Origin of the sequence: Companilactobacillus sp. RD055328 (genome assembly GCF_022835675.1) — a bacterium.
In the GTDB taxonomy this organism is placed as follows: Bacteria; Bacillota; Bacilli; order Lactobacillales; family Lactobacillaceae; genus BQUT01.
In genome coordinates, this window is record NZ_BQUT01000005.1 from 575,518 (window position 1) to 601,138 (window position 25,621).

24 protein-coding genes are annotated in these 25,621 nt (G+C 33.3%); 6 read left to right on the forward strand and 18 right to left on the reverse strand.

What is annotated here, in order from left to right; translation table 11 throughout:
- Position 1: 1 nt before the first annotated feature.
- The 5 genes from prfB to RD055328_RS05130 all read right to left on the reverse strand — a co-directional run bounded on the left by prfB (position 2) and on the right by RD055328_RS05130 (position 6,283).
- Positions 2-1,118 (reverse strand): peptide chain release factor 2 gene (gene prfB, locus RD055328_RS05110; protein WP_244087723.1). Its coding sequence is split into 2 segments (ribosomal slippage): positions 2-1,045 and positions 1,047-1,118, totalling 1,116 coding nucleotides; the frame shifts between segments, so codons are not numbered across the junction.
- A 53-nt stretch (positions 1,119-1,171) separates the two neighbouring features.
- The gene (gene secA / locus RD055328_RS05115; RefSeq protein WP_244087724.1) at positions 1,172-3,535 is read right to left on the reverse strand and encodes a preprotein translocase subunit SecA; all 2,364 of its coding nucleotides are present in this window, start codon (positions 3,533-3,535) and stop codon (positions 1,172-1,174) included.
- A 147-nt stretch (positions 3,536-3,682) separates the two neighbouring features.
- Positions 3,683-4,237 (reverse strand): ribosome hibernation-promoting factor, HPF/YfiA family, encoded by a 555-nt coding sequence (gene hpf / locus RD055328_RS05120; RefSeq protein WP_244087725.1) that lies wholly within the window; start codon positions 4,235-4,237, stop codon positions 3,683-3,685.
- 91 nt (positions 4,238-4,328) lie between these two features.
- On the reverse strand, positions 4,329-5,003 hold the full coding sequence (locus RD055328_RS05125) for a ComF family protein (RefSeq protein ID WP_244087726.1): 675 nt from the start codon (positions 5,001-5,003) through the stop codon (positions 4,329-4,331).
- The gene (locus RD055328_RS05130) at positions 5,000-6,283 is read right to left on the reverse strand and encodes a helicase-related protein (RefSeq protein WP_244087727.1); all 1,284 of its coding nucleotides are present in this window, start codon (positions 6,281-6,283) and stop codon (positions 5,000-5,002) included. Before RD055328_RS05130 ends, RD055328_RS05125 begins: the two co-directional genes overlap by 4 nt.
- A gap of 28 nt (positions 6,284-6,311) precedes the next feature.
- On the opposite strand from RD055328_RS05130, the gene RD055328_RS05135 reads away from it, so the two are divergent.
- Positions 6,312-6,950: a YigZ family protein gene (locus tag RD055328_RS05135; RefSeq protein ID WP_244087728.1), complete on the forward strand. Its 639-nt coding sequence runs from the start codon at positions 6,312-6,314 to the stop codon at positions 6,948-6,950.
- Between the two features lie 8 nt (positions 6,951-6,958).
- Here the strand turns inward: RD055328_RS05135 and RD055328_RS05140 are convergent, their stop codons facing one another.
- The gene (locus RD055328_RS05140; protein ID WP_244087729.1) at positions 6,959-8,059 is read right to left on the reverse strand and encodes a glycosyltransferase family 4 protein; all 1,101 of its coding nucleotides are present in this window, start codon (positions 8,057-8,059) and stop codon (positions 6,959-6,961) included.
- Between the two features lie 176 nt (positions 8,060-8,235).
- On the opposite strand from RD055328_RS05140, the gene RD055328_RS05145 reads away from it, so the two are divergent.
- The gene (locus tag RD055328_RS05145) at positions 8,236-9,129 is read left to right on the forward strand and encodes a glycosyltransferase family 2 protein (RefSeq protein WP_244087730.1); all 894 of its coding nucleotides are present in this window, start codon (positions 8,236-8,238) and stop codon (positions 9,127-9,129) included.
- Positions 9,130-9,168: 39 nt separating this feature from the next.
- Here the strand turns inward: RD055328_RS05145 and rny are convergent, their stop codons facing one another.
- From rny to RD055328_RS05205, 12 genes are all read right to left on the reverse strand, one after another.
- Positions 9,169-10,734 carry a ribonuclease Y gene (rny, locus tag RD055328_RS05150; RefSeq protein ID WP_244087731.1) on the reverse strand — a complete coding sequence of 522 codons (1,566 nt, stop codon included), beginning with the start codon at positions 10,732-10,734 and terminating at the stop codon, positions 9,169-9,171.
- A gap of 146 nt (positions 10,735-10,880) precedes the next feature.
- Positions 10,881-11,930: a recombinase RecA gene (gene recA, locus RD055328_RS05155; protein WP_244087732.1), complete on the reverse strand. Its 1,050-nt coding sequence runs from the start codon at positions 11,928-11,930 to the stop codon at positions 10,881-10,883.
- Positions 11,931-12,016: 86 nt separating this feature from the next.
- Positions 12,017-12,538: a CinA family protein gene (locus RD055328_RS05160; protein WP_244087733.1), complete on the reverse strand. Its 522-nt coding sequence runs from the start codon at positions 12,536-12,538 to the stop codon at positions 12,017-12,019.
- Positions 12,539-12,617: 79 nt separating this feature from the next.
- Positions 12,618-13,205: a CDP-diacylglycerol--glycerol-3-phosphate 3-phosphatidyltransferase gene (gene pgsA, locus RD055328_RS05165; RefSeq protein ID WP_244088147.1), complete on the reverse strand. Its 588-nt coding sequence runs from the start codon at positions 13,203-13,205 to the stop codon at positions 12,618-12,620.
- 44 nt (positions 13,206-13,249) lie between these two features.
- Positions 13,250-14,119 carry a RodZ family helix-turn-helix domain-containing protein gene (locus RD055328_RS05170; protein ID WP_244087734.1) on the reverse strand — a complete coding sequence of 290 codons (870 nt, stop codon included), beginning with the start codon at positions 14,117-14,119 and terminating at the stop codon, positions 13,250-13,252.
- A 59-nt stretch (positions 14,120-14,178) separates the two neighbouring features.
- Positions 14,179-14,907, reverse strand: coding sequence for an elongation factor P 5-aminopentanone reductase (gene ymfI / locus RD055328_RS05175; protein WP_244087735.1), 729 nt, complete (start codon positions 14,905-14,907; stop codon positions 14,179-14,181).
- Entirely contained in the window at positions 14,900-16,150 is a 1,251-nt protein-coding gene (gene yfmH, locus RD055328_RS05180; RefSeq protein ID WP_244087736.1) for an EF-P 5-aminopentanol modification-associated protein YfmH, read from the reverse strand. The genes ymfI and yfmH overlap by 8 nt, the downstream gene beginning before the upstream one ends.
- Positions 16,150-17,430, reverse strand: a complete 1,281-nt coding sequence (gene yfmF / locus RD055328_RS05185) for an EF-P 5-aminopentanol modification-associated protein YfmF (RefSeq protein ID WP_244087737.1) — start codon at positions 17,428-17,430, stop codon at positions 16,150-16,152. The genes yfmH and yfmF overlap by 1 nt, the downstream gene beginning before the upstream one ends.
- A 7-nt stretch (positions 17,431-17,437) precedes the next feature.
- Positions 17,438-19,750 carry a DNA translocase FtsK gene (locus RD055328_RS05190; RefSeq protein WP_244087738.1) on the reverse strand — a complete coding sequence of 771 codons (2,313 nt, stop codon included), beginning with the start codon at positions 19,748-19,750 and terminating at the stop codon, positions 17,438-17,440.
- 111 nt (positions 19,751-19,861) lie between these two features.
- Positions 19,862-20,371 (reverse strand): tRNA (uridine(34)/cytosine(34)/5-carboxymethylaminomethyluridine(34)-2'-O)-methyltransferase TrmL, encoded by a 510-nt coding sequence (gene trmL / locus RD055328_RS05195; protein WP_244087739.1) that lies wholly within the window; start codon positions 20,369-20,371, stop codon positions 19,862-19,864.
- 186 nt (positions 20,372-20,557) lie between these two features.
- Positions 20,558-21,415 carry a putative RNA methyltransferase gene (locus RD055328_RS05200; protein WP_244087740.1) on the reverse strand — a complete coding sequence of 286 codons (858 nt, stop codon included), beginning with the start codon at positions 21,413-21,415 and terminating at the stop codon, positions 20,558-20,560.
- Positions 21,399-22,583, reverse strand: a complete 1,185-nt coding sequence (locus RD055328_RS05205) for an AI-2E family transporter (RefSeq protein WP_244087741.1) — start codon at positions 22,581-22,583, stop codon at positions 21,399-21,401. Before RD055328_RS05205 ends, RD055328_RS05200 begins: the two co-directional genes overlap by 17 nt.
- Positions 22,584-22,674: 91 nt before the next feature.
- Here RD055328_RS05205 and RD055328_RS05210 point away from each other — a divergent pair, with 91 nt between their 5' ends.
- The 4 genes from RD055328_RS05210 to RD055328_RS05225 all read left to right on the forward strand — a co-directional run bounded on the left by RD055328_RS05210 (position 22,675) and on the right by RD055328_RS05225 (position 25,612).
- On the forward strand, positions 22,675-23,694 hold the full coding sequence (locus tag RD055328_RS05210) for a lactonase family protein (protein WP_244087742.1): 1,020 nt from the start codon (positions 22,675-22,677) through the stop codon (positions 23,692-23,694).
- 30 nt (positions 23,695-23,724) lie between these two features.
- On the forward strand, positions 23,725-24,567 hold the full coding sequence (locus RD055328_RS05215; protein WP_244087743.1) for an undecaprenyl-diphosphate phosphatase: 843 nt from the start codon (positions 23,725-23,727) through the stop codon (positions 24,565-24,567).
- Between the two features lie 14 nt (positions 24,568-24,581).
- Positions 24,582-25,217 carry a copper homeostasis protein CutC gene (locus RD055328_RS05220; protein WP_279593942.1) on the forward strand — a complete coding sequence of 212 codons (636 nt, stop codon included), beginning with the start codon at positions 24,582-24,584 and terminating at the stop codon, positions 25,215-25,217.
- A 119-nt stretch (positions 25,218-25,336) separates the two neighbouring features.
- Positions 25,337-25,612 (forward strand): hypothetical protein, encoded by a 276-nt coding sequence (locus RD055328_RS05225; protein ID WP_244087744.1) that lies wholly within the window; start codon positions 25,337-25,339, stop codon positions 25,610-25,612.
- The last annotated feature ends 9 nt before the right edge of the window (positions 25,613-25,621 follow it).

The window sequence follows — 25,621 nt, forward strand, 5'->3', positions numbered from 1 at the left end:
TCTAATCCGGATTTTTCATTTGCAATTGCCATTGGAGATAAGCATTAATGAATCCATCTAAATCTCCGTCCAGTACTGCCTGTCCATTTCCAGTTTCATAATTTGTTCGATGATCTTTGACCATCGTATAAGGATGAAAAACATAGGATCTAATTTGTGATCCCCAGCCAATATCCATTTGTTCGCCTTTGATTTCGGCATTCTTCTTAGCTTGTTCTTCTTGTTCTTTTTGATATAACTTTGCCTTCAACATACTCATTGCCGTTTCACGATTTTGTAATTGTGAACGCTGTGCTTGAGAACTAGTCACAAACCCAGTTGGCAAGTGGGTAATTCGAACAGCCGATGAAGTCTTATTGATATGTTGTCCACCGGCACCGCTAGAACGGAAAACATCAATTCTTAAATCATCAAGATTAATATCAACTTCAATTGAACTATCTAACTCGGGCATAATTTCAACAGAAGCAAATGATGTGTGACGGCGTCCCGCCGAATCAAACGGCGAAATACGTACTAGTCTGTGAACCCCATGTTCAGAACGAAGTTGACCGTAAGCATTAGCTCCTTTAATCATCAATGTAACGCTTTTAATTCCAGCTTCTTCACCATCTTGGTAGTCTTCAACTTCTATTTCCATACCATGATGTTCAGCCCATCTTTGATACATTCGATATAGCATTGAACCCCAATCTTGAGATTCAGTACCTCCAGCTCCCGGATGAATTTCTAGAATTGCGTTATTGCCATCATATGGCCCATCTAACAGCATCTGAGTTTCATAATTAGTAAGTTCTACTTGAATTCTTTGAATTTCTTCTTCCATTTCTGATTGTAAATCAGCATCTGGTTCTTCTTGTAATAATTCTAATGAAATATTCAAATTATCGACGTCTTCATCCAATTGTTTGAAATTATCAAATTTGGTTTTTAATGCATTATTTTCATCAATAACTTTTTGTGCGCTAGTATTATCATTCCAAAAACCATCTTCAGCCATTAGATTTTCATTTTGCGCTATGGATTCCTCTAATGAATCAAGGTCAAAGAGACCCCCTGAAATGATGTATTTTGTCATTCATATCACTTAAGATATTTTTTATTTCACTTATTTCCATTTAGATTCTCCTAATTTATGAAAAAAGCAGACCGTGAAGGTCTGCTTTTTGAATTAACGTTGAATATTTTGTCTAATTTCAGCCTTCATAAATAATCTTGTTACATCAAAATCAATATCTGATATCATTTCTTCAAACATACGATATCCTTCTTCTTGATATTCAACAAGAGGATTCAATTGACCATAACCACGCAATCCAATTGATTGTCTTAATTGATCCATAGCATCAATATGGTTTGTCCAATGATCATCAACAACTCTTAAGATTACGACCTTTTCAAATTCAAGCATTTGCTTTTCATCACCAAGATCTTCTTCTTTTTTAGCATAATTTTCATTAACAAGTCCCATTAAGAAATCAACAATTTCTTCTGGTTTTTTGCCTTGAAGATCATCCATTGAGATACGTTCTTCGCTAACCATTGATGAAGTAGCAAAATCATATATAGCTTTTAAGTCCCAATCATTCTCATTACCTTGAGTATGAACTGCAACTTGATTATTGATAGTACGTTCCATCATTGGGAACAATACTGACTTCAAATCTTCTTCTTCTTGAATGATTTCCATACGTTCTTTGTAAATAACTTCACGTTGTTCACGCATAACGTCATCATATTGAAGGGTGTTCTTACGTGTATCGTAGTTATTACCTTCAACACGTTTTTGAGCACTTTCAACTTGACGAGAAATCATACGACTTTGGATAACAGCGTCATCATCTTCAACTTGGAATCTTTCAAGAACTTTCTTAACACGTTCTGAGCCAAAACGTTTCATCAAGTCATCTTCAAGTGATAGATAGAATTGTGTATGTCCTGGGTCACCTTGACGTCCTGAACGTCCACGAAGTTGATTATCAATACGACGTGATTCATGACGTTCTGTACCAATAACAGCTAAACCACCAACTTCAACAACGCCAGGTCCTAATTTAATATCAGTACCACGACCAGCCATATTAGTAGCAATTGTTACGGCACCACGTTGACCAGCATTCATAACAATTTCAGCTTCTTTTTCATGGTTTTTAGCATTCAAGACCGCATGAGGAATGTTCTCACGATCAAGCATTCTTGATAAACGTTCTGAAGATTCAACAGCAACAGTACCAACAAGGATTGGTTGACCATTGTTATGGCGTTGAGCAATATCTTCTACTACAGCCTTAAACTTGCTGTCTAGTGTTGGATATAATAAATCAGATTCGTCTACACGAACGATTGGCTTATTAGTTGGAATTGAAATAACTTCCATGTTGTAGATTTCTCTGAATTCTTCTTCTTCAGTTTTTGCAGTACCTGTCATACCTGACAATTTGTCGTACATTCTGAAGAAGTTTTGATAAGTAATGTTGGCCATTGTTGAAGTTTCATCTTGAATTTCAACACCTTCTTTGGCTTCAATAGCTTGGTGAAGTCCATCAGAATATCGGCGTCCTTCCATTACACGACCAGTAAATTGGTCAACAATCATGACTTCGCCATTTTGAACCACGTAATCAATATCTAATAACATAATGAAATTAGCACGTAACGCTTGATCTAAATGGTGATTTAAAACTGTATTATCAATATCATAAAGATTATCTAGGCCAAAGTTTTCTTCAGCTTTTTTGATACCATCTTCAGTTAGACTAATAGTCTTTGTAGGCCAATCAATTTTGTAGTCTTCTTCTTCTTTTAAAGACTTAGCAAAACGATCAGTTCTGATATATAACGCTGTTGATTTTTCGGCTTGCCCTGAAATAATCAATGGAGTCCTAGCTTCATCAATTAAGATTGAGTCAACCTCATCAACAATTGCATAGTGCAATGGTCGTTGAACCATTTGTTCTTTATAAACAACCATGTTATCACGCAGATAATCAAACCCAAGCTCACTATTAGTTGAGTAAGTAATATCAGAATTATAAGCTTCACGTTTTTCATCTGAGTCTAAAGCATTTAGATTAAGACCAACGCTTAGGCCAAGCCAGTTATATAACTCACCCATCTCTTTAGCATCACGAGTTGATAAGTATTCATTAACTGTAACAACATGAACACCCTTACCTTCTAATGCGTTCAAATAAACTGGTAGTGTAGCAGTAAGAGTCTTACCTTCACCAGTTTTCATTTCAGCGATATTACCTTCATGTAAAGTAATACCACCAATTATTTGAACTCTAAATGGAAATAGCCCTAAAACACGTTTAGCACCTTCTCTAGCAGTAGCAAAAGCTTCAGGTAGAATATCATCTAAAGTTTCACCAACTTCTAATCGTTTCTTAAATTCGGGTGTCTTAGCTTGTAATTGTTCGTCTGTTAATTTCGCATATTCATCTTCGTAACCAATTACTTGGTCAGCAATTTTGCCCATACGATTGACTTCGCGCTTGTCACTTTCGACCCATTTTCTTAACGGATTTGCCATATTTAAAAAATCGCTCCTGTATCTGTACACCTAAATGTGTAAAGTATCTATGTAATATTATCATTTTTATCGTATTAAATAAATATATATTAACATTTTACCATTAATGGCATTAAAAAAATCCCAAATACTTGGGATTTTTTTGTTTTAGTCACCTGTTTCAATTAATGCAAATTTTCCATCATTACGTTTGTAAACAATGCTAATACCGTTTGTTTCTGAATCTTCGAATATAAAGAAATCATGTTCTAGCATATTCATTTGTAAGATTGCTTCTTCGACATCCATTGGTTTTAAAGAAACATGTTTTGTTCTTACAACTTTTAATTCGTTATCGCGATCTTGTTCTTCATCTTCTACTTCATCAACCATTACTTGGAAATCTTTGATGCCTCTTTCACGAGATTTACGATTGATTTTTGTTTTATATTTTCTAACTTGTCTTTCAAGTTTATCGATTACTAAATCAATACCGGCATACATGTCGTCATTCATTTCTTCAGCTCTCAAAACTAGATAAGGAAGTGGGATAGTTACTTCCACCTTTGTTTTAGAATTTGGATATACTTTTAGATTCACATGGGCCGTTGATTCCGTATTATCATCGAAGTATTTATTCATTCGATCTAACTTCTTGATAACATAATCACGAATTGCTTCTGTGACCTCAATATTTTCACCACGTACATTAATTTTTAGCATATAAATCGCTCCTTCCACAAAGGAATTTCTAAGGGTTTCATCCCTTAACTTAATTATATAGATGTAAGCGATTTAAAACAATATATATCCTTTATCTAACTAAAGAAAATGTTTCTATTTCAGCTTTGGGATATTTATCTAAAATACATTGACGTGCATGATTCAACGTACGTCCGGTTGTATAAATATCATCTACAATAAGAATCTTTTTACTTGAATCAATTTCTTTAATTAATTTAAACTTTTGTGGTGCATTAAGACGTTCTTGACGATTCTTCATAGCTTGAGCACCTGTATCTCTAGCAACTTCAAAAATGTTCTCTAATGGCAATTCTTTAAATAATTCTTTCACCGGATTGAACTGACGCTCTTTTTGATGAGCTTTTGACATGGGAATATAAGTTATAAGATCAAATTGCTTAAAGAAATCATTTTCTCCTATTTGATAACTAAACACTTTTGCTAATTCAACATCTCCATGTCGCTTATAACTCCTAAAAAAGTCATGCATATATTGATTATAGGTATACCAAGCTGTATGTTGCAGAAAATCATCAAATTGAATTTCCCAATTACGACAATCAAAACAAATATTTTCATTAAAATCCCCATTTTGAAAACAATACTTACAATGTTCTTTACTAATGAAGTGAAATCTTGTTTGGCAAAAGCCACAAATATTGTGAGGCTTAACATCTCTTCTAAATAGTAATTTATAAAGATCTGGTTCTTCTAATACTTTCGTATTGCATAGTAAACATTTCATATTAATTTTTCCGCCAATCTATTCATTTTTTTAATTTCATTAATTGAAAACTTAATTTGTTGATTGTATTCGCGATAATAAAAAGTAACTTCATTATCAAAATGTTCGCGTTGTCTGCCAGCACGTCCAGCAATTTGGATCAAAACTTCTTTTGAAAAATTGGGATGATTACTCTGATATACCAAAACATCAATATCATTAAAAGTAACTCCACGTTCTAAAATAGTGGTCGAAAACAAAGCAAATAGTTTCTCAACGCGAAACTTTCGGATTATATCTAATCGTTCATTATTTTTAGAACTGACTAACTTATAGGAAAAGTCTAGATTATACTTTTCCAAACCTTCACCAAACTTTTCTAGTATCTCAATACTGGGGAAGAACATAATGAATCTTTGCTTATCTCTTATGAGACGCCTAATATGTCTCAAAATCTTTTGTGGGAGAATTGATTGTCCAAGAATTATTTTGGGTTTCGGCACTGGTAATGGCTTACCGTGAAATCTCTGTGGTAAATAATAGATTTTATCAACATTTTGCAAAATCTTCTTAGGTGGTGTCGCCGAAAGATAAATTACTCGCTTATCTTTTTTTAGTGCTCGAAATAAAATATCTTGTAGCCAATAATTACCAAATAAAGGATATGAATCTACTTCGTCTACAATAATCAAGTCAAACGCTGACCGAAATTTGATCATCTGGTGTACTGTCGCAATCACTAATTGTGTCCAATGCAAATCATCGTCTTTTTTTCCATGCATTAAAGATATATCTAAATTAAATGCCGCCTGAAATCTCGGGAATAATTCTTCACAGACATCTACTCGTGGCGAAACAATCGCTACTCGAAATCCTTTTTCTAACGCATCATTAAGTGTAGAAAATAATATTTCTGTTTTTCCCGCTCCTGTTACCGCCCACAATAAATGTTTTGAAAATTTCAAATAATTATCTTTTAACTCTTGTGATACTTTATCTTGCAAAGGACTAAGTTCCCCTTGCCATCGTAGAAATAGTTCTCCTTTCTCATTGTTTATTAAATCTTTGAAGATAACTAGGTTAGAAGTTTCATCTAATCTTCCAAAGTTGATACAATCACGGCAGTAAGTTTTCCCATTTAATTTCCCATTATTTTGACCAAAGCACCTCTGGCATACTCCTTTTTTAATTGCAGGTATTATCTGATATTGTGTAGGATCAAGTTTAGAAAGAATATCCGAATCAATTTTTGTTAATTCTATTACTCTGTTGGAATAATTAGATATGTTAATATTAGTCATATAAGAGATTACGTGTAAGGAGCAAATTTTGTCTGAATATTTCTCAATAAAAAACAATTTAATTAATGAAGTTGAAATCAAAAAATCACGCTTCATAACTAATCTTATAAAAGTTGAGTCAGAAGAAGACGCTATCCGTCAATTATCAATCATCAAAAAAGAACACTACAAAGCCAATCATAATTGTAGTGCGTATATTATTGGTGCAAATAGTAATATAAAAAGAATGTCTGATGATGGCGAACCAGCTGGAACTGCGGGTAATCCTATTCTAAGCGTGCTAGAAGAAAAACAATTGACCAATGTATTAGCTGTTGTTACTCGTTATTTTGGTGGTATAAAACTTGGTAAGGGTGGATTGATTCGTGCTTATTCGAACTCCGTCAGTTCATTATTAACTTCTGATCAAATTGTTGAGGGAGTCTTGTTACAAAGAATGGAATTTGTTGTTCCCTACAATTTATTTGATCAAATAAAATATAGTTTAGAACAAATGAATATCGAATTAAGTAATATTCAATATAAAGAACAGATTACATTTGATGTTTGGTTATCCAAATCAGAGATTCCAAATTTTAAAGATGATATTAAAAATCAATTTAATAATGTTGTTATAATTAACGAACTAGAAACAGAAATCCGTGAAATTCCAATAAAAAAAGACTGATAATCATATCAGTCTTTTTTTGTCGGTAATTGTTTACCTGTTTTTTTAATTAAATTTTTAATAGCATGTAACATTGGTTGACGATTATCACCCATTAACCCAATTGACTCAACAAAAAGTTCGAGACCTATGAGCACGGCAATTGTTAACAATACCGTTCCCCAAAATGATGATAGAGGGTATAACAATGAGATAAAAGCAAAAACTAAAGCTAATCCATAAATCGCCAATACCGTCTGACGATGAGATAATCCTAATTGTATTAATCTATGATGTAGATGATGTTTATCAGCTTGTGAGATTGGCTTCTTGTTTAAAATTCTTCGCAAAATAGCGTATATAGTATCGGTAATAGGAACTCCCATAATAATCACAGGAATTAACATACTAATCATCGTTACGTTTTTCAATCCTTTAAGCGAGAATACCGCCATCATAAATCCAATAAACAACGATCCAGTATCACCCAAGAAAATATTAGCCGGATGAAAATTATGTGGTAAAAATCCTATTAGTGAAGCAACTAAAGAAAAAATCCAGATTGAAATATAGACATTATCAACATTCAAATAGAAGAATCCAATAACTCCCATGGTAAATAAACTAATGATAGAAACTCCGGTTGCGAGGCCATCTAACCCATCAATCAAGTTAACTGCGTTGGTGATTGCCAAAATCCAAATAATTGTTATTGGTAAACTTAACCATCCCAATTCAAACTGTCCAATAAATGGCAGTGAAATGTTATCCATTCTTATACCACCTAAGAAATAGACAATTAAGGCAGCCACTAAAATCCCCAGCATCTTCTGACGAGGTTTTAATTCACGAATATCGTCAATCATTCCGGTCAATAAAATTGTACATTCCGCCGCAAAAACACTATACAGTTCGTGCGTTGGTAATTGATTACGAAGTAATACAAAAGTTGAAAATGTGAAAGCTAAAAAGATGGCTAAACCACCCATGGTTGGCATTGCTTCAGTATTTACACGACGAGCATTAGGCTTATCAACCGCGCCCAAAATAAATGCTAATTTTCTAACAAACGGTGTTAATGCTGCCGCGATAATCATAGTTACAAATAGTTTTACAATGATACTAAACATACAATCTCCAACTTTCACAATATATATAACAATTATATTAATTGTTAGCATAGAAAACAATAAAACATATATTTACTTAATACAAAAATAAAAAATAACATTTAATTGTAACTTTCCATTATAATAAAGGAACATTAAGATTTTGACATATAACTAAGAATGCAAAGGATATAACAATGGAAAACAATAAAAATGCTCTTCCACTTATTACAGTTGCTATTCCCGTATATAACTGTGAAAAAAATTTAGAACAATGTCTTAATAGCGTTATTACGCAAACTTACTCAAATCTTGATATTTTATTAATAAATGACGGATCAACAGACCGCTCCTCAGAAATTTGCGAACGATTCAAAGCTAGCGATGATCGCATTCGCTTATTTCATAAAAAAAACGGCGGTGTTGGTGCTAGTAGAAATACTATTTTGTCTTTACTTGAAGGTGACTACGTAACCTTTCTTGATAATGACGACTGGCTTGAAAAAAATCATGTACAAAGTCTTTATGAACAAATCCAAAAACACAACTCAGACATTTCTATAAATAATTTTCATACATTTATAGAAGATGAAGAAACATTCTCTTCACATGGAGACTTTTCTAATTATTTCGAAAGAGACTTTACTCCTGAAGAATGGTTTGCCAATGAATATAATACCTTTAATTCCTTTAGTATGTGTTTTACTGTCCCTTGGGGAAAACTATTTAAACGCGAACTACTTAACGACATCTCATTTCCGGAAAGCAAAGTTGTAGAAGATGACTATACAACATATATGATCTATTTAAAGACTAAAAAACTTTCTTATGCTCATCTTGAAACATATGTTCATCGTTCCTCTAATCGGAGTATTACTGCTAATAGTGATCTAACTTCTGTCTTTCCAATTCAAAGTATTGAAGAGAGATTAACATTATTAACAATCTTAGGCTATGATGTAACCAACGAAATCAGCGCATATAAGTGGCGCCTAGGCGTTCATAAAAAAACTCTCTTAGAAAAAGGAGATATAGCCGAATATAGACGCGTCGTACAAAAAATCAAACTCATTGAAAACTACACTAAATAAAAAAAGATTTGAAATTGTAATCCAATTTCAAATCTTTTTTTATTTAGCATATTCAATTTTACGAGTTTCACGAATAACTGTGACTTTAATATGCCCCGGATATTCAAGCTCATTTTCAATTTGGTTCTTAATATCACGCGATAGAATTGTAGCATCATCATCAGAAATATCTTCTGGTTTGACCATAACTCTAATTTCACGTCCAGCTTGTATTGCATAACTATGGTCAACACCGTCATAGTCAGTGGCAATTTGTTCAAGTCGTTTGAGCCTTTGAATGTAATTTTCCATTGATTCTGATCTTGCTCCAGGTCTTGCAGCAGAAATAGCATCTGCGGCCGCTACCAATGAAGCAATTAGAGAAGTTGGTTCATTATCTCCGTGATGAGAAGCAATAGTATTAATTACAACTTCTGGTTCTTTATATTTAGTAGTTAATTCTACACCGATTTCGACATGAGAACCTTCAACCTCACGGTCAATGGCCTTACCAATATCGTGTAGTAACCCTGCTCTCTTAGCTAACATTTCATCCTCATTTAACTCAGCAGCCATCAATCCAGAAAGTCTTGCAACTTCAATTGAATGGTTTAATACATTTTGACCATAGCTTGTTCTGAAATTCATGCGACCAATAATCTTAATTAAATCTGGATGCATATTATGAATTCCCAAGCTATAAATTGCTTGTTCACCAAGTTCACGAATGCGTTCATCCATTTCTTGACGAGCTTTATCAACCATTTCTTCGATTCTTGTTGGATGAATTCGTCCATCTTGAATCAAACGGTCTAAGGCAATACGAGCAATTTCACGTCTTATTGGATCATATCCACTAAGCACTACGACTTCTGGAGTATCATCAATAACGAGATCAATTCCTGTTAAACTTTCGAAAGATCTAATATTTCGACCTTCCTTACCAATTATCCTTCCCTTCATGTCATCATTAGGAAGTGTCACTGTTGTAACAGTTGTTTCGGCCACAGAATCAGCAGCACTACGTTGAATTGCTTCAACGATTAAGTTTTTAGCAAGCTTGTTAGCATCTTGTTGTGCTTCTTCTTGGCTTTCTTTAATAAATTCTGACTTTTCATGAGTTAGTTGTTCATTAAGTTCATCTAGAATTTGGTCTTTTGCCTCTTCTTGTGTTAATTGACCAATTCGATGAAGTTCTGCTTGTTGTTCAGTTATAATTGAGGATAAATCTTCTTTTTGCTTTTCAATTGCTTTTTGTTGAATAGAAACATTATCTTCACGTTGTTCTAGACTGCTTTCGCGTTTGTCTAAGGTGTTGTCCTTACGGTCTAGAACATCTTCTCTTTGCAAAAGACGTTCTTCTTGCTTTTGAACATCTTTTCTACGCTCTTTTAAATCAGCCTCTTGTTGCTCACGATAGCGATGAGCTTCGTCTTTAGCTTCCAACAAGGCCTCTTTTTTAGAGGTAATTGCTTCTTTTTCAGCATTACTGATGATTTGTTCTGCCGAAGTATGAGCATCCGATAATTTTTTGTCATAATTACGTTTGCAGACAAAATATCCAATCAAACAACCAATTATCAAAAATATTAGCACGATAGCAAGGGTTCCAGGATTTGTTAGCATATCCTTTTCCTCCGTATCGTTATTTAATTTTTGTAGTAAAATTTTTAATTTCAAAGATAATACGTACTTCATAATAGTATTATTAAAAAAAACATTAGTCAACTAGATTAACCACAAAAAAAGAAGAGCAAAGCTCTTCTTTTTAATTATTTAGTTTCTGAGTCTTCGCTTACTTCTTCGTCGATATTTTCAGCTTCACTAATTCCATCCATTTGATATGCTTCACGCACTCTCTCATAAACATCTTTATGCATATCTGGATGTTCCATTAAGTAAGTCTTGGCATTCTCTCGACCTTGACCAATTCGTTCGTCATTATAGGAATACCAAGCACCCGCTTTATTAATGATATCTTTTTCTACAGCCATATCCACAAGTTCTCCACTTTGTGAAATACCTTGACCATACATAATATCCACCATAGCAACTTTAAATGGTGGTGCAACTTTGTTTTTTACCACTTTAATTTTTACTTTATTACCAATAACATCAGTTCCATCTTTTATTTGTTCTGATCTTCTAACTTCTAGACGAACAGTTGAATAAAACTTCAATGCTCGTCCACCAGGTGTTGTTTCAGGATTACCAAACATAACCCCTACTTTTTCACGGATTTGATTAATAAATAAAGCAATTGTTTTTGTTTTATTAATAGAACCTGATAATTTACGTAAGGCTTGAGACATCAAACGTGCTTGAAGCCCAACATGAGCATCACCCATTTCACCTTCAATTTCAGCACGCGGTACAAGTGCTGCAACTGAATCAACAACAACAATATCAACTGCCCCACTAGAAACTAGGGCATCAGCGATTTCTAATCCTTGTTCACCAGTATCAGGTTGCGATAATAACAAATCGTCAATATTGACCCCTAAAGCTGTTGCATAGGCTGGATCCATGGCATTTTCCGCATCAATATAGGCTGCAGTTCCACCATCTTTTTGTACTTGTGCTACGGCGTGAAGTGCAACTGTAGTTTTACCAGAACTTTCTGGTCCATATATTTCTACAATTCTACCGCGTGGAAATCCACCTACACCAAGTGCATTATCAAGAGCAAGAGAACCTGATGAGACTGTTTGTACTTGTGTACTAACATTGTCACCCATTCTCATAATGGCACCTTTTCCAAAATTTTTCTCTATTCTTTTAAGTGCTGCATCTAAAGCTGCTTTTCTTTCGTCTTGAACCAAAATGTGGTCCTCCTTTAAAATCTCTCAACAAATAGTATTTTATATTTGAATTAACAAATATGCAAGAGTTAACACGAACAAATGTTCTATATTTTTTCTTGAATTAACATCATTGCCGCTATAACGGCTTTTCTTCTAATCAATTGTCGATCGCCAAAAAAAATAAATTTGTACGCTTTATTTTGCTCATTAATTGATAATCCAATATAAACAGTTCCGACTGGTCGATTCTCTAACGAATCAGGTCCTGCAACTCCTGTTAAACCAACTCCAATATCGCTATTCATCATCTTTTTACTATGTGTTGCCATGGCAATCGCCACTTGTTCGCTAACTACCCCATAGTCATTAATTATGTTCTCATCAATATTTAACAAGTTAATTTTTGCCGAGTTAGCATAAGTAATAAATCCACCTTCAAGTATAGCTGATGCTCCTGAAACTGAAGCAATTGTGGAAAGAAACATCCCTGCCGTTAGACTTTCAGCTGCCGTAATTGTCTGTTTGTTGTCGATTAATTTTTTCACTGTGGAAGAAATGATTTCTTCATAAATTGTCAGATTTAATTCGGTTATTTCTTCAATATTTGACAAAGTAATAGCTTCCATTTTCTTCACCTCTTAAATTACGCACTAACACTTATTTTAACGTATTTTTTTCAAATAAAAAAAGACTTCCACTGAAGTCTTATTTTTTATTCGTATCATTAAAAACTGATTTATTCTGTACAAAGTAATCAACACCAGAATATATTGTAAAAATTAATGCAATATATAACATAATTGTTGCCATCGGAATTCCGATTGATTCAAATAATATGTTGTTCAAAAGCAACAATATTATAGCTAACATTTGCGTAGTAGTCTTAATTTTACCCGGCATTTGTGCAGCTAATACTTTTTGGCCATTTTCTACAAGTAATGTTCTAAGTCCTGTGATTGCTAATTCACGGCAAAGGATAATCGCTACAATCCAAGCGGGAGCTTTCCCCATAGCTGCTAAGAAAACAAATGCTGTCATAACAAGCATTTTATCAGCTAATGGATCCGCGAATTTTCCAAAATTAGTTACTAAATGATCACGTCGAGCAATTTGACCATCTAAAAAATCAGTTAATGATGCGACAATAAAAATTATTGTAGCCCATATTTGATTCATACTAATTATTTGATTAAAAACAACGACATCACCTAAGTTAACATTAACAGCAAGTAAAAAAATAAATACAGGAATTAAAATAATTCTAAATATTGTTAGCTTATTTGGTAAATTCATTTCCATAGTGTATCTCCTTATATGAAAAAAACACCAAATAGTGTCTATTTCTTGATTGTAAATGTAAAGGTTCTAACTGATCCACCAGTTGTTAAATTACTGATAGTTACATCAGTATCATTAATCTTCATACTAATAGCTGGTGTGTTACCAGAATGTACAATAAATGTCTTCACATCATCAGGAAGTGCTATTTCTTGTGTTGCACCTGCTTCTAATGACCCCATCCAAGCAGTTGTCCCATCAGTTTTTACTGAAGTCCATGCAGCAGAACTACCACCTTTTAAGATAAGTTTATTGTTAGATTCTGGTAAGTTTTCAACAGTTATATTGTTAGGATTATTAGGATCTTCTGTAACTTTAAATTTGTTAGCTTCAGCTTCGGCAGCTTTTTTAGCTTCGGCTTGTTTTTCTTCTTCGGCCTTCTTTTTAGCCGCTTTTTTCTTAGCTGCCTCTTGTTTCACAGTTTCACTCTTATCAGGAATAACCGTTTGATTTTTAGCCTTGTTATTAGTAGCAATTCCAAAAATAACACCCAAAATAATCACTACCAAGATAATTACAATAGCTTGTGGTAAGTATCTCTTGACCAATTCTTTTCCTTGGCCAGATTGGTTCTCTTCTTTAACTATGCTTTCTTTTACTGGATTGTTTGCTTTAACAGTATTCTTCTCAGAATCTTCGGGAACTTCTGCTATTGTATCCCCTAATAATTCCTTACTATCAAGTCCAACTGCTTGAGCATATTGTTTCATAAATGCACGTTCATAAAATTCGCCAGGCAAAAGATCTAATTGCCCTTCTTCTATCGCAATTAGATAACGCTTTTGAATTTTTGTGCTTTGTTGTAAATCATCTATTGTTAGCCCTTTTTCTATTCGGGCCGCTCTTAATCTTTGGCCAACTTCGTCCATTAGTAATACTCCTGATTAATTTGAAATAAGTATATCATATTAAGAATTACTGACCAATACTACAACAACCATCCACCGTCAACGTAAATAGTCTCGCCAGTCATGTATTCCGCTTCTTCTTTTAATAAATTATCTACCCAAAAACTTATATCTTTAGGTTCTGCCATTCTTCTTGCAGGAATTTCTTCAACTATATTTTGTAATTCTTCTTTTGTAAAATCTGCAGTCATATTGGTTCTAACCGCTCCTGGGGCAACGGTATTAACAGTTATTCCTAATCCGCCGACTTCTTTAGCGTAGGCATTAGTGAATCCATTAAGTGCCGCTTTTAATGAGCTATACATTACTTCCATTGCCGATCCGACTTTGCCATATATTGAACCAACGAAGACAATTCTACCAAAGTCAGCACTTGCCAATTTGTCTTGTAAAGCTTGCACTAATAATAATGGCTTCTCATAATTAACTTTCATTAGTTCGGACATACGTTCATGCGATAATTGATTAAATAAGCCGTATTCAGTAATTCCTTGAGCAAAAATTATCGCATTTAAAGCAAAAATTTTGTCAGTTATTACTGAAATATCATCGTTAATAAGATCTCCTTGAATCATAAAAAAATCTTGGCTCGGATACTTATCAGCTAATTGTTGACTCAATTTTGTTATTTTAGTATTTCCAGTATGGAAGTGTAAATATAAAGACCAACCAGAATCAGCCAATTTCATCGCTATATCAGTTCCAATATCTCCTGATGATCCTAAGATTAATGCATATTTCTTATTCATTATTCTTTCCTATTAAATCAAAATACGACATGTTTTGATTACTTAATACATGCTTTGCTAATGTTAACAAATCTTCTTTAGTTATATCACGAATAATAGTTATCAAGTCGTTGATATCTATATCATAAAAATATAATTCTGCTTGTTGATTGGCAATAGATTCAGGAGAATTTTGAGAAAAAATTAAGCTCCCTATAATATCACGTTTGAAACGTTCAATGACTTTGTCTATTGCCATACTCTCAAATTGTTCAAAAGTAAATTGCTTACTTAATTTGGCTCGTAATTCTTCTGGATTATTACTGTCTCCGCCGATAGTAACGAAACAATATCCACGTTCAACTACAACACTATAGCCAAAATTATCATTAGCTAATCTGTCATTAAGTAACTCTTCGTAGAGTTTAGAACTTTCACCAATCAAGATTTCAAACATCATATTCAGCATATATTGTGTTTTGATTGGCTGTTCGCTAAAGAACTCGTCATCAACTCGCACTCCCATTGAAGTCTTAGTTTGATTAATATTGTCAACTTCACTTGATCCAGGAAGAACTTTAGCTTTTATTGTTGGCTCAATTTTAGTAACTGGCTGATCTGTAATTTTTACATCCGCATCTTCAACGAGCTCAAAAATTTTTTCTGGGTCTAGATTTCCTACCAAAACAAGGTTCATGTTTTTTTGATTATAAAAAGTTTTATATGTTTCTAACAAATTATCTTTGTTTATCTGAGCTAAAGATTCTATTGTGCCCGCAATATCATAGCTAATTGAATCATTAGGATATAGTTTACCTAATAATTTTTGCTCGATTTTCCATTCGGGCATATCGGCATACATCTGAACTTCTTGATTAATAATCCCACGTTCTTTATCAACATTATCCGTTGTGAAATAAGGATTCTGAATTAAATCTAACAAAATCTCCAAATTCTCCATTGTATTAGTTAGAGTCTGGAACAGATATGCTGTTTTAGTATAGCTAGTGTAAGCATTAGCGTTAGCTCCTGACAAAGCAAACTTGTCTGAAATATCATATCCTTCTTTAGCAAATAATTTATGCTCTATAAAATGAGCAATCCCAGCTGGCAATTGTTGCTTGGTTACAGGATTATACAAATCAATTGATCCAAATTCAGTCATAGCAATTCCATATACTTGATTGTATTTAGGCATCGGAATTACTTGCACATTTAACCCACTACTAGTCTTTTTTGAATAAACTTGTAATTTATTACTCATTAACTATTTTCTCCAATTAACTGATATGTTGCCACTAACTTCAATTCTTTAGCTACGCCTTGTATATCTTCTTTGGTAATTTTTTCTACCATATCGAAATATTGCTCATCATTTATAGTTTTCTTAGGTCGTAAAAATGTCCAAATAGCTCGATTAATTTTTGATGAAATACGGTCATTAGATAATTTTCGTTTTTGAACTAGAACTTTTTTAACGTGAGCTAAAGTATCATCACTTACTGATTCATTTTTTAAAGTAATTATTTGTTGATTAATTAGATCTATTGCTCGTCTTACTTGTTTCCCATCAATACCAGCATGAATAGTTAATATATTAGAAAAAGAATGATACTGACTATTAACTGAATATGCCAGACTGTTCTTCTCACGCACATTTTGGAAAAGTAAAGACTGATCATCCCCACCAAGAATGAGATTAAATAATTGATATGGGATATTATTATCAAATTTTGTATTACCTAACTCGTAGCCAAGTGCCAAGCGGCTTTGATTGATTTGTTCATGTTCTACTTGTTCAGCCACATCATTAAGGTCAGTTAATTGTCTTTTCCAAGCAATATCTTTTCTTTCTTTCGTATCTAACTCAGCGATTCTACTATGACTAATAACTTGCCAGACATCTTCACTATTTAAATTCGTTACTACAGTAATTTTAATAGTATCTTGTTTCAGCATTTCTTGATAATGTTGGAATGCTTCTGTATTAGTAGTAGCAATTAACTCATCAAAATCTCCAATTACTGGAACCAAATATTCTGGTTTATCTTTGAATAATAACTTCCATAATTTAAGGTAACTGCTCAATTCTTTATTGTCTTTCATCGAAATCAAATTAGAACTTAGATTATCTTTTTCCATTGAATAGATTGCTTCAGAAAAACCATCTTTTGTATCGTTTAGAATTGGTGTGAAAATCAACTTTTCAAGTAGATCATAAGATTCAGAGAATAATTTAACACCGTCAATCACTTGAGTTTCATCATTAATAATTTCCATTGAAAAATTCATGTTATTAAGATTACTCCATTGACGATTAATACAATTCAAATCAGCTCCATATAGATCCATAGTTCTTCTTGAAATATCAATCATGCGCGGATAGTCAACGCAAGAATGTGACAAGATATTCGATAACAACTTACGAGTTGTTGTTTCTTTAACTGCTACCGGTCTAAAAAAATCTATCTCAAAACGAGTAGTGTTGAACTTATCATCTTCGATTATTTCTACTTGAATACCATTAGCCAATTCTTTAATCATTAATAAATTATTCTCCAGAGTTTTCTTGAGCTTGCATTGCTTCTAATTCTTCTTGGGTAATTAAAACTTTACGTCCTTTACTTCCTTCTGACGGACCTACTAATCCTTTATCTTCCATGGTATCAACCATACGTGCGGCACGATTGTAACCAATTTGGAATCGACGTTGTAACATAGATACACTGGCTGATTGTTGATTAATAATTAAGTCAAGTGCTTCATACCAATACTCATCAACGTTATCTTTACCATTAGCATCTGAACCATTTGAATCTTGTATTTCAGGTTCATCGCTAGGAATCATTGTTTCATCATATTGAGCCTGTTGCTGTTCTTTAACAAAATTAACAACTTTTTCAACGTCTTCTTCAGTAATATATGACCCTTGAATACGTACAGGTTTGTTCTTACCGATAGGGCGATAAAGCATATCTCCACGTCCAAGTAATTTCTCAGCTCCATTAGCATCCAAAATTGTACGAGAATCAATTCCACTAGATACCGCAAAAGCGATACGTGACGGAACGTTAGCTTTGATCAATCCTGTAATAACGTCAACCGATGGACGTTGAGTAGCAATAATAATATGCATACCTGCAGCACGAGCCATTTGTGCTAAACGTACGATAGCTGCTTCTACTTCACGTCCTGCCGTCATCATCAAGTCAGATAATTCATCAACTATTAATATAACGTATGGCAATTTTTCCATTGGTTGTTCAGGATTAGTTGCATTGTACGTTTCTACTTCTTGATTATATTCAGTAATGTTACGATTATTAGTTTCTGCAAACAATTTATATCGACGTTCCATCTCACTTACTGCCTTTTGTAAGGCACCAGTAGCGCGTCTTGCATCAGTTACAACTGGAATTAGTAAGTGTGGAATTCCGTTATATACATTTAATTCGACCATTTTAGGATCAATCAATATGAACTTAACTTCATTAGGTTTGGCCTTCATCAAAATACCAGTAATGATGGTATTGATTGCAACAGACTTACCTGATCCAGTTGATCCAGCAATTAGTAAATGCGGCATCTTAGAAATATCACTACTAATAATATTACCAGTAACATCTTTACCTAGTGGAACTTCCATGGGATTATTCTTGTCATTTTGATTTTCTGTAACGTCTTTGAATCCTACTGCAGCGCTCTTTTGATTTGGTACTTCAATTCCAACAAAAGGTTTACCAGGAATTGGAGCTTCAATTCGAATATCCTTAGCTGCTAATGCCAATGCTAGGTCATCCGCTAAATTAACAATTTTTGAAACCTTTACACCAACGGCTGGTTGTATCTCATATTTAGTAACTGTTGGTCCTAAGGTAGCTTTTTTAACTTCAACATTTACTCCAAAACTCTTGAAAGTCGCTTGAAGTTTGTTTTTGTTATCTTCAATTTTTTGAAATTCACTACTTTGATCTACTTTTTTAACATCAGAAAGTAGTGTCATTGATGGCAATTGATAATCTGAGTTATCTACATTGGTATGAGCTGCTGTTTCAAAATCAGGAATATCATCAACTTCTTTTTCCTCTGGTTCAGGAGTAGTCGTTGGCTGATAAGAATCAATTTTAAATTCAGAAGATGGCGTTGGCGTTTCTTCTTGTGCAAAAATATTCACATCTTCTATTTGTGGTTCTGGTTTCACTTCTGGTTCTTGTACAACTTTAGTTTCTTCATCACTTACGAATCGTTCATTAACAGCCTTTGTTTTTTTCTTAGCTGCACCAAAGCTGTTACGCATAGCTAGCATTGCACGCTTAGCTGCATTAATTACTTGTTGCATTTTAATATCAAATGTCATTAATATACCAACAATTGCTATTAAACTAGCAACAAAATAAGTTCCTACTTGTGCAAATAACATATGGTTAACGTTATAAAATGCTGCACCAATCATTCCACCACCCAATGGATTATCAGTTATTCCATGGCGCATATCTTCCATGGCAGCATTCCAAGTAATCTTAACAATATCATTATGTATATTCATTTTACCAAACCATACAGCGTGCAAAATAATTAGTAATGAAATATACAATAGAATAATCCCTGTAAGTTTTTTCCAAGCTATTTTTGGAAATTTTCCAAACGCAAATAATAGCGATCCCAAAATTATTAATAGGATTGCTAAAACATAGTAACTATCACCCACCATAATTCGATAGATATTAGTAAGGAATTTTCCAACTACCCCAAATTTAAATAGTGCAAGAATTGAAACTAATACCAATACTGCCCCTGCAATATTGATTGATAAATTAGCTTTTTTTGTTGTTTTTCTCTTTTTTGTAGTACGTTTTTTAACCATTAATACTTCCTCTATACAAACTCTGTCAAAATAAATTATAGCTTTTTTAATAGGAAAACAATTATTTAGTTATAATTCTTAAGAAAAACAAAAAAAACAGACAACTCCAGCTTAGTGAAGTTTGTCTGTATCGTAAATATGTGTTAATTCAAGTCCTTGAAATGCCTGTTGACGTAATGCTTCATAAATTACAATTGCCGCTGAATTGGAAAGATTCAACGCTCTTACTTTGTCTGTCATAGGCATTCTAATACATTTATCAGCATGATCACGCATGAATTTTTCAGGCAGTCCTGTTGTTTCTTTACCTAACAAGAAATAATGATTCACATCTGTATCGGTATAATCAGCATCCGTATAAACAGTGTCAGAGAATTTCGAAACTAGATATAGATATTTTTGATCTTCTACGGTTTTCATAAAAGCATCCATATCGTCATGGATAGTTAAATCAACATTCTCCCAATAATCAAGCCCCGCGCGTTTCATATGTTTATCATCTAATGAGAAACCTAACGGTCTAATTAAATGAAGTTTTGTATCTGTAGCGGCACAAGTACGGGCAATATTTCCGGTATTAGCAGGCATTAATGGTTCAAAAAGTACAATATGATTAGTCATATTAGCTCCTAAATTATTTAATGTTTATTGTTCTGTAAATAAAAAAACGCACATCCTCGGTGTTCCCCACGGCAAGAATATACGTTAATAAATCTTAATCATCAGCTTTTATCAAAATGAATCTGATAAAAAATCATGATTAAAGTTTAATATAATAATAGTCATAAACTGGTAATAATACAACACTTATTCGCTTATTTTGAGCAGTTGTAAATTAACTGTAATATTATCAATATTTGATTCGATGAACTCTTGTTTAACTTCATCATCTAAACTCCACGTTAATGGTGTCATTTGATACATATTCTCTTTTAGTTCTGGAGTATCTAATTTGAATTGATAATTAATATCTTCCACTTCAACAGTTTTATTATTCTTCATCAAGTTCTCAATTACTTCACTATTATCATACGTTGAATTAATATGTTCCTGTCTTTGAGCAACAAACTGTCTGATTTCTGTTAAATAGTTAGTATTAGGAACTACTTTTAAAATATTTTTCCCTGGCTTCAGAATTCTTTTGAATTCATCGTAGCTAGCCGGAGACAATAAGTTAACAATAGTATCAACAGAATTATCTTTAAGTGGAATATTAGCTAAGTTAGCAACTGAGAAGAATATATCTTGTAGCATTAATCCCCGGCTTGAAGATTGAATTCCTTCACTTGCTAAATCAAATCCAATAGCAGTCAGTGGTTTTTGTTCCCGTAAATAGATCATCGCTGAGCCTTCACCGCTTCCAGCATCGATAACTAAATCATTTTCAGCGATGTTTCTCGTTAGTGCTTCAAATACTGGATCAAATAATCCCGCATTCATCATATAAGAACGACTCGAAAAAAGTTTCTCATCGTAATCACTCTGCACAAACTTATTCACAAGTTGAACTGTACCTTTTTTTGAAATATCAAAAGTATGTCCAGCTGAGCACTTCAAAGATTTCTCATTTGCAAACACCTTTAAATCAGCTTCACAAATCGGACATTGAAATTGTTCAATATTTTTTTGAAGAAACTCTAATGCTAAATCAATCTTCTTTTTCATCAATTATTTCAGGACTTTCTTCATATAAATTTGATCTCTTTTTGAACCAGTCAAATGCTTTTGAAAAGATAATCTTCAAAATTGCATACGCAGGAATTCCTAGTAGGACACCTAAAACTCCGAATAAACTACCTGCAGCTAATAAGACAAGAATTGTAGTAACTGGATGCATTTGCATTTTGTTTCCTAATACAAGTGGTGACACTACACGCGTTTCAATAGTTTGCTCAATAATGAAGACAATAATTACTTTTAGTAACATCCCTGGTGTAAATAATGCAATCACTAATGAAGGTAATAACGCTAATGGTGTACCAACATAAGGAATTAAATTTAGAACCGTCGCAATAATTGCCAATGGCAAACCATAACGTTGTCCAATGATTAAATAACCAATAAAGTACATTACTCCAACCCAGAAGGCGACAGTGATTTGGCCACGGATGTAAGCACTTAGAGAATTAGAAATTTCAGTAACTACTTCTTTACTAGATTTTCTGAATTTATTAGGCACATATTCAAAGAAATTATTAAAAAACTTATCTTTATCTTTTAACATGAAAAACAAAATAAATGGTGCTGTTAGTAATACCATTCCGATATTAGTAATAATTCCTACAGCTGAACCTAAATTGTTAAATGTTGTTGGAATAATATTTCCCGCTTGTTTAGTGAATTTCTTTCCCCAATATTGTCCAGCATCTTGAAGTTGTTCTTGTAATTGTGAGCCAGAGAAATTCTTATCACCCAGGAATTTTCCTAAGAAGTTTTGGAATGAATCCCAATAACTAGGCCAGTGATTAATCATTGATTCAATTTGTGATTGTAAGACAGGAATAAATGATAATATCCCCCAAATTAGCAACGCAAAAATAATTACAAAAACAACTGAGATTGTAACAACACGATTAATATGAAATTTATCATCACAGTAATTAACGAGCGGATCGATTAAATAATAAAGAACCACCGATACAAGTAAAGTAGGCATAATAATCCCCAAAACTTGACCAATTGGTGAAAATACATAGCTAACTTTACTAAAAATGAATATAATTAGTAGAACTAAGAAGATATTTAACAATCCCACAGTTAATTTATTATTAACAAACCAACGATAGAACCATGATTGTTTGAATGAATTTTTTTGGTTTTTTTCTTTTTCCATAATAATTTCCTTAAGAATAGTATTCTATATAACAAAATACCATATTTTATAATTAATGCTAGTTTATAATATTGATAACGAGGTGCAACTAATGAAAGAAAAAGTATATTTAAGTGGCTATACAAACAAAGGAAAAGGAGTATACATTGCCGAACTTGATACGCAAGCTCAAACAATCAGTACGCCAACTCCTTATATTGAAATTGACCGACCTACTTACATTGATGTTGTAGACAATCATCTATACGCTATTCAAGAAAAAGGTGAATGGGGAGGAATTGCTGCCTACGATATTTCAGGCGACAAACCTCAACACATTAACTCTGCTCTCAAAAAAGGTTCGGCTCCTTCATATGTTAAATATGATGCAAGTCGAAATATGATTTATTCATGCCAATTCCACGGTGGAAAAGTTTACGTTGATGAAGTTCTAGCTGATGGGAAACTTAAGAGTAAATACACTATTCTTTTAGAAGGTAGTGGCCCTAAACCAGAACAAGATTCTTCAAAGCCCCACTTCAGTGGACTTACTCCTGATAATAAAATTATTGTCTGTGATTATGGTAGTGACAAAGTTTCAATTTTTGATTTATCAGATACTAAAGTACCGACTCTACTATCTGAATATCATGCACCAGCAGGATCAGCTCCAAGACATCTTGTATTCCACCCAACAAAAAACATTGCTTATATCATCTGCGAACTAGAAAGCGAAATTCTAGTAATGGATTATTCAACAACTACACATGAATTAGAATTTATCGAAAAAATTTCTACATTACCAGATAATTTTGACGGCAAAAATACTGCGGCCGCAATCCGTATTAGTAATGATGGGAAATTCTTGTATGCTTCTAACCGAGGCCATAACACAATTGCTATCTTTGAAATATCAGAAGATGGAAAACATTTATCAAATATTGCTGACCAAGATATTAATGGACAAGGCCCTCGCGATTTCGATCTTGACCCTACCAATAATTTCTTACTATCAGCTAATCAAGATAGTAATGATCTAACACTATTCTCACGTGATGTTAATACTGGTTTATTAACAATAGTTAAAGACCAAGTTGCAATACCTGAATGTGTTTGTGTAAAATTTGTCTAATTATTTTATTAAAAGAAGAGGTATAGCATCTTGTTAATCGAAATTTTTAAAACCATTATTTTGGGAATCATCGAAGGAGTTACTGAATTCCTTCCTATTAGTTCCACTGGACATTTGTACTTAGCTAATGAGTTCGTCAAACTTCACCAATCACAATCATTCATTAATATGTTCATGGTTGTAATTCAATTTGGGGCAATACTTGCGGTTATCTTGTTATACTTCAACAAATTAAACCCATTCTCACCAAAGAAATCTTCAACTGAAAAATCACAAACTTGGACACTTTGGTTCAAAGTTGTCGTTGCTTGTATCCCATCTATCATTATCGGGCTTCCACTTAATGACTGGATGGACGCACATCTCAATACATGGCAAGTTATTTCAGCTACATTATTGATTTACGGTGTATTATTCATCATCATTGAAAACTACAATAAGAACAAAACTCCTAAGTTAACTGATCTAACATCTTTAACTTATAAGACTGCTTTTATTATTGGACTCTTTCAAGTTCTTGCTTTGGTTCCCGGAACTTCACGTTCAGGAGCAACAATCTTAGGTGCAATTTTAATTGGTACATCAAGATTCGTAGCGACAGAATTCTCATTCTTCCTATCTATTCCAACCATGTTTGGTGCTAGTTTGTTGAAGATTGTCAAATTCATAAGTAAAGGTAACACCTTTACCGGTGAAGAAACTTTCATCTTAATCTTAGGTACAGTAGTGTCATTTATTGTTGCTTACATCTCAATTAAGTTCTTACTTAACTATATTAAGAAAAACGACTTCAAAGCTTTTGGTTGGTACAGAATCATTCTTGCCATCATTGTTATCGCCTACTTCGGTGGTAAAGCTGCCTTTGGATTCTAATAAGGAGAATCATTATGATTTTAAAAGAAGTAGCCGTTGAAAATTATTCCAACATCCCTGCTGCTGTTATGGCTGGTGCCAACCGCATTGAGCTAAATGATAACTTAGCTGTCGGCGGAACTACCGTTAGCTACGGAGTTATGGCAGAAGCTGCTAAATATTTACAAGAAAAACAAGTTCCCTTAACAGTAATGATTCGACCTCGTGGCGGTAATTTCGTCTATAACGATATTGAATTAAAAATCATGGAAGCTGATATTTTCAAGGCGCAAGAGTTGGGAGTTGATGCAGTAACATTTGGCTGTTTAACTACTGATGGCAACCTTGATGAAGAAGCTATGGAAATGCTAATTGGAGCAAGCTCAGGTATGGATATCGTCATGCATATGGCATTTGATGATATTGATGAAGCTAACCAAACAGATGTAATTGACTGGCTAGAAGAACATGACGTTAAACGTATTTTGACCCATGGTGGCGACTTAACAAAACCACTTAACGTCAAACACCTACAAGAGTTAATTAAGCTCACAGAAGGTAAGAATATCGATATTCTACCCGGTGGTGGTATTACTTTTGAAAATATCGAAGGTCTAACAAAAGAACTAAACGTCCCATTCATGCACGGAACAAAAATCGTAAAAATGTAAACAAAAAAGCCACCTCAATTGAGGTGGCTTTTTGTTTCAGTATATTTAACCACTTTACTTTTAGAATGATTCTTGATTAGATATAAGAGATATTAAAATTTTGAAGAAGAAAGGTGCCTATGGATATTTCAATTAGTTGGTTGGTAATACTATTCTTTATAGCCGCCATAATTTCTGCTGTTTCTTACTTTGTTTCTAATAACAAAAGCAAGAAAAAAATTAACCTTATAATAAAAAACGAAAAGAGTAATTTGGAGGAAATTATTGCAAATTCCGATTCCAAGTTAACATCAATCAAAAAGATTAGATTGTCTTATAACCTTGGCACAATAGAAGCTATTGAAGTCTATGCAAAAATAGATGAAACAAAAAATAAAAAAAGCCACCTCAATTGAGGTGGCTTT

Coding starts and splice junctions, on each gene's coding strand:
- RD055328_RS05190 (WP_244087738.1), bottom strand. CDS start 19,750: ATGGTTAAAAAACGTACTACAAAAAAGAGAAAAACAACAAAAAAAGCT.
- RD055328_RS05170 (WP_244087734.1), bottom strand. CDS start 14,119: ATGGACGAAGTTGGCCAAAGATTAAGAGCGGCCCGAATAGAAAAAGGG.
- RD055328_RS05220 (WP_279593942.1), top strand. CDS start 24,582: ATGATTTTAAAAGAAGTAGCCGTTGAAAATTATTCCAACATCCCTGCT.
- ymfI (WP_244087735.1), bottom strand. CDS start 14,907: ATGAATAAGAAATATGCATTAATCTTAGGATCATCAGGAGATATTGGA.
- RD055328_RS05225 (WP_244087744.1), top strand. CDS start 25,337: ATGGATATTTCAATTAGTTGGTTGGTAATACTATTCTTTATAGCCGCC.
- yfmH (WP_244087736.1), bottom strand. CDS start 16,150: ATGAGTAATAAATTACAAGTTTATTCAAAAAAGACTAGTAGTGGGTTA.
- RD055328_RS05125 (WP_244087726.1), bottom strand. CDS start 5,003: ATGAAATGTTTACTATGCAATACGAAAGTATTAGAAGAACCAGATCTT.
- RD055328_RS05140 (WP_244087729.1), bottom strand. CDS start 8,059: ATGTTTAGTATCATTGTAAAACTATTTGTAACTATGATTATCGCGGCA.
- secA (WP_244087724.1), bottom strand. CDS start 3,535: ATGGCAAATCCGTTAAGAAAATGGGTCGAAAGTGACAAGCGCGAAGTC.
- hpf (WP_244087725.1), bottom strand. CDS start 4,237: ATGCTAAAAATTAATGTACGTGGTGAAAATATTGAGGTCACAGAAGCA.
- RD055328_RS05130 (WP_244087727.1), bottom strand. CDS start 6,283: ATGACTAATATTAACATATCTAATTATTCCAACAGAGTAATAGAATTA.
- RD055328_RS05145 (WP_244087730.1), top strand. CDS start 8,236: ATGGAAAACAATAAAAATGCTCTTCCACTTATTACAGTTGCTATTCCC.
- trmL (WP_244087739.1), bottom strand. CDS start 20,371: ATGACTAATCATATTGTACTTTTTGAACCATTAATGCCTGCTAATACC.
- RD055328_RS05210 (WP_244087742.1), top strand. CDS start 22,675: ATGAAAGAAAAAGTATATTTAAGTGGCTATACAAACAAAGGAAAAGGA.
- yfmF (WP_244087737.1), bottom strand. CDS start 17,430: ATGATTAAAGAATTGGCTAATGGTATTCAAGTAGAAATAATCGAAGAT.
- RD055328_RS05205 (WP_244087741.1), bottom strand. CDS start 22,583: ATGGAAAAAGAAAAAAACCAAAAAAATTCATTCAAACAATCATGGTTC.
- RD055328_RS05160 (WP_244087733.1), bottom strand. CDS start 12,538: ATGGAAGCTATTACTTTGTCAAATATTGAAGAAATAACCGAATTAAAT.
- RD055328_RS05200 (WP_244087740.1), bottom strand. CDS start 21,415: ATGAAAAAGAAGATTGATTTAGCATTAGAGTTTCTTCAAAAAAATATT.
- rny (WP_244087731.1), bottom strand. CDS start 10,734: ATGCTAACAAATCCTGGAACCCTTGCTATCGTGCTAATATTTTTGATA.
- pgsA (WP_244088147.1), bottom strand. CDS start 13,205: ATGAATTTACCAAATAAGCTAACAATATTTAGAATTATTTTAATTCCT.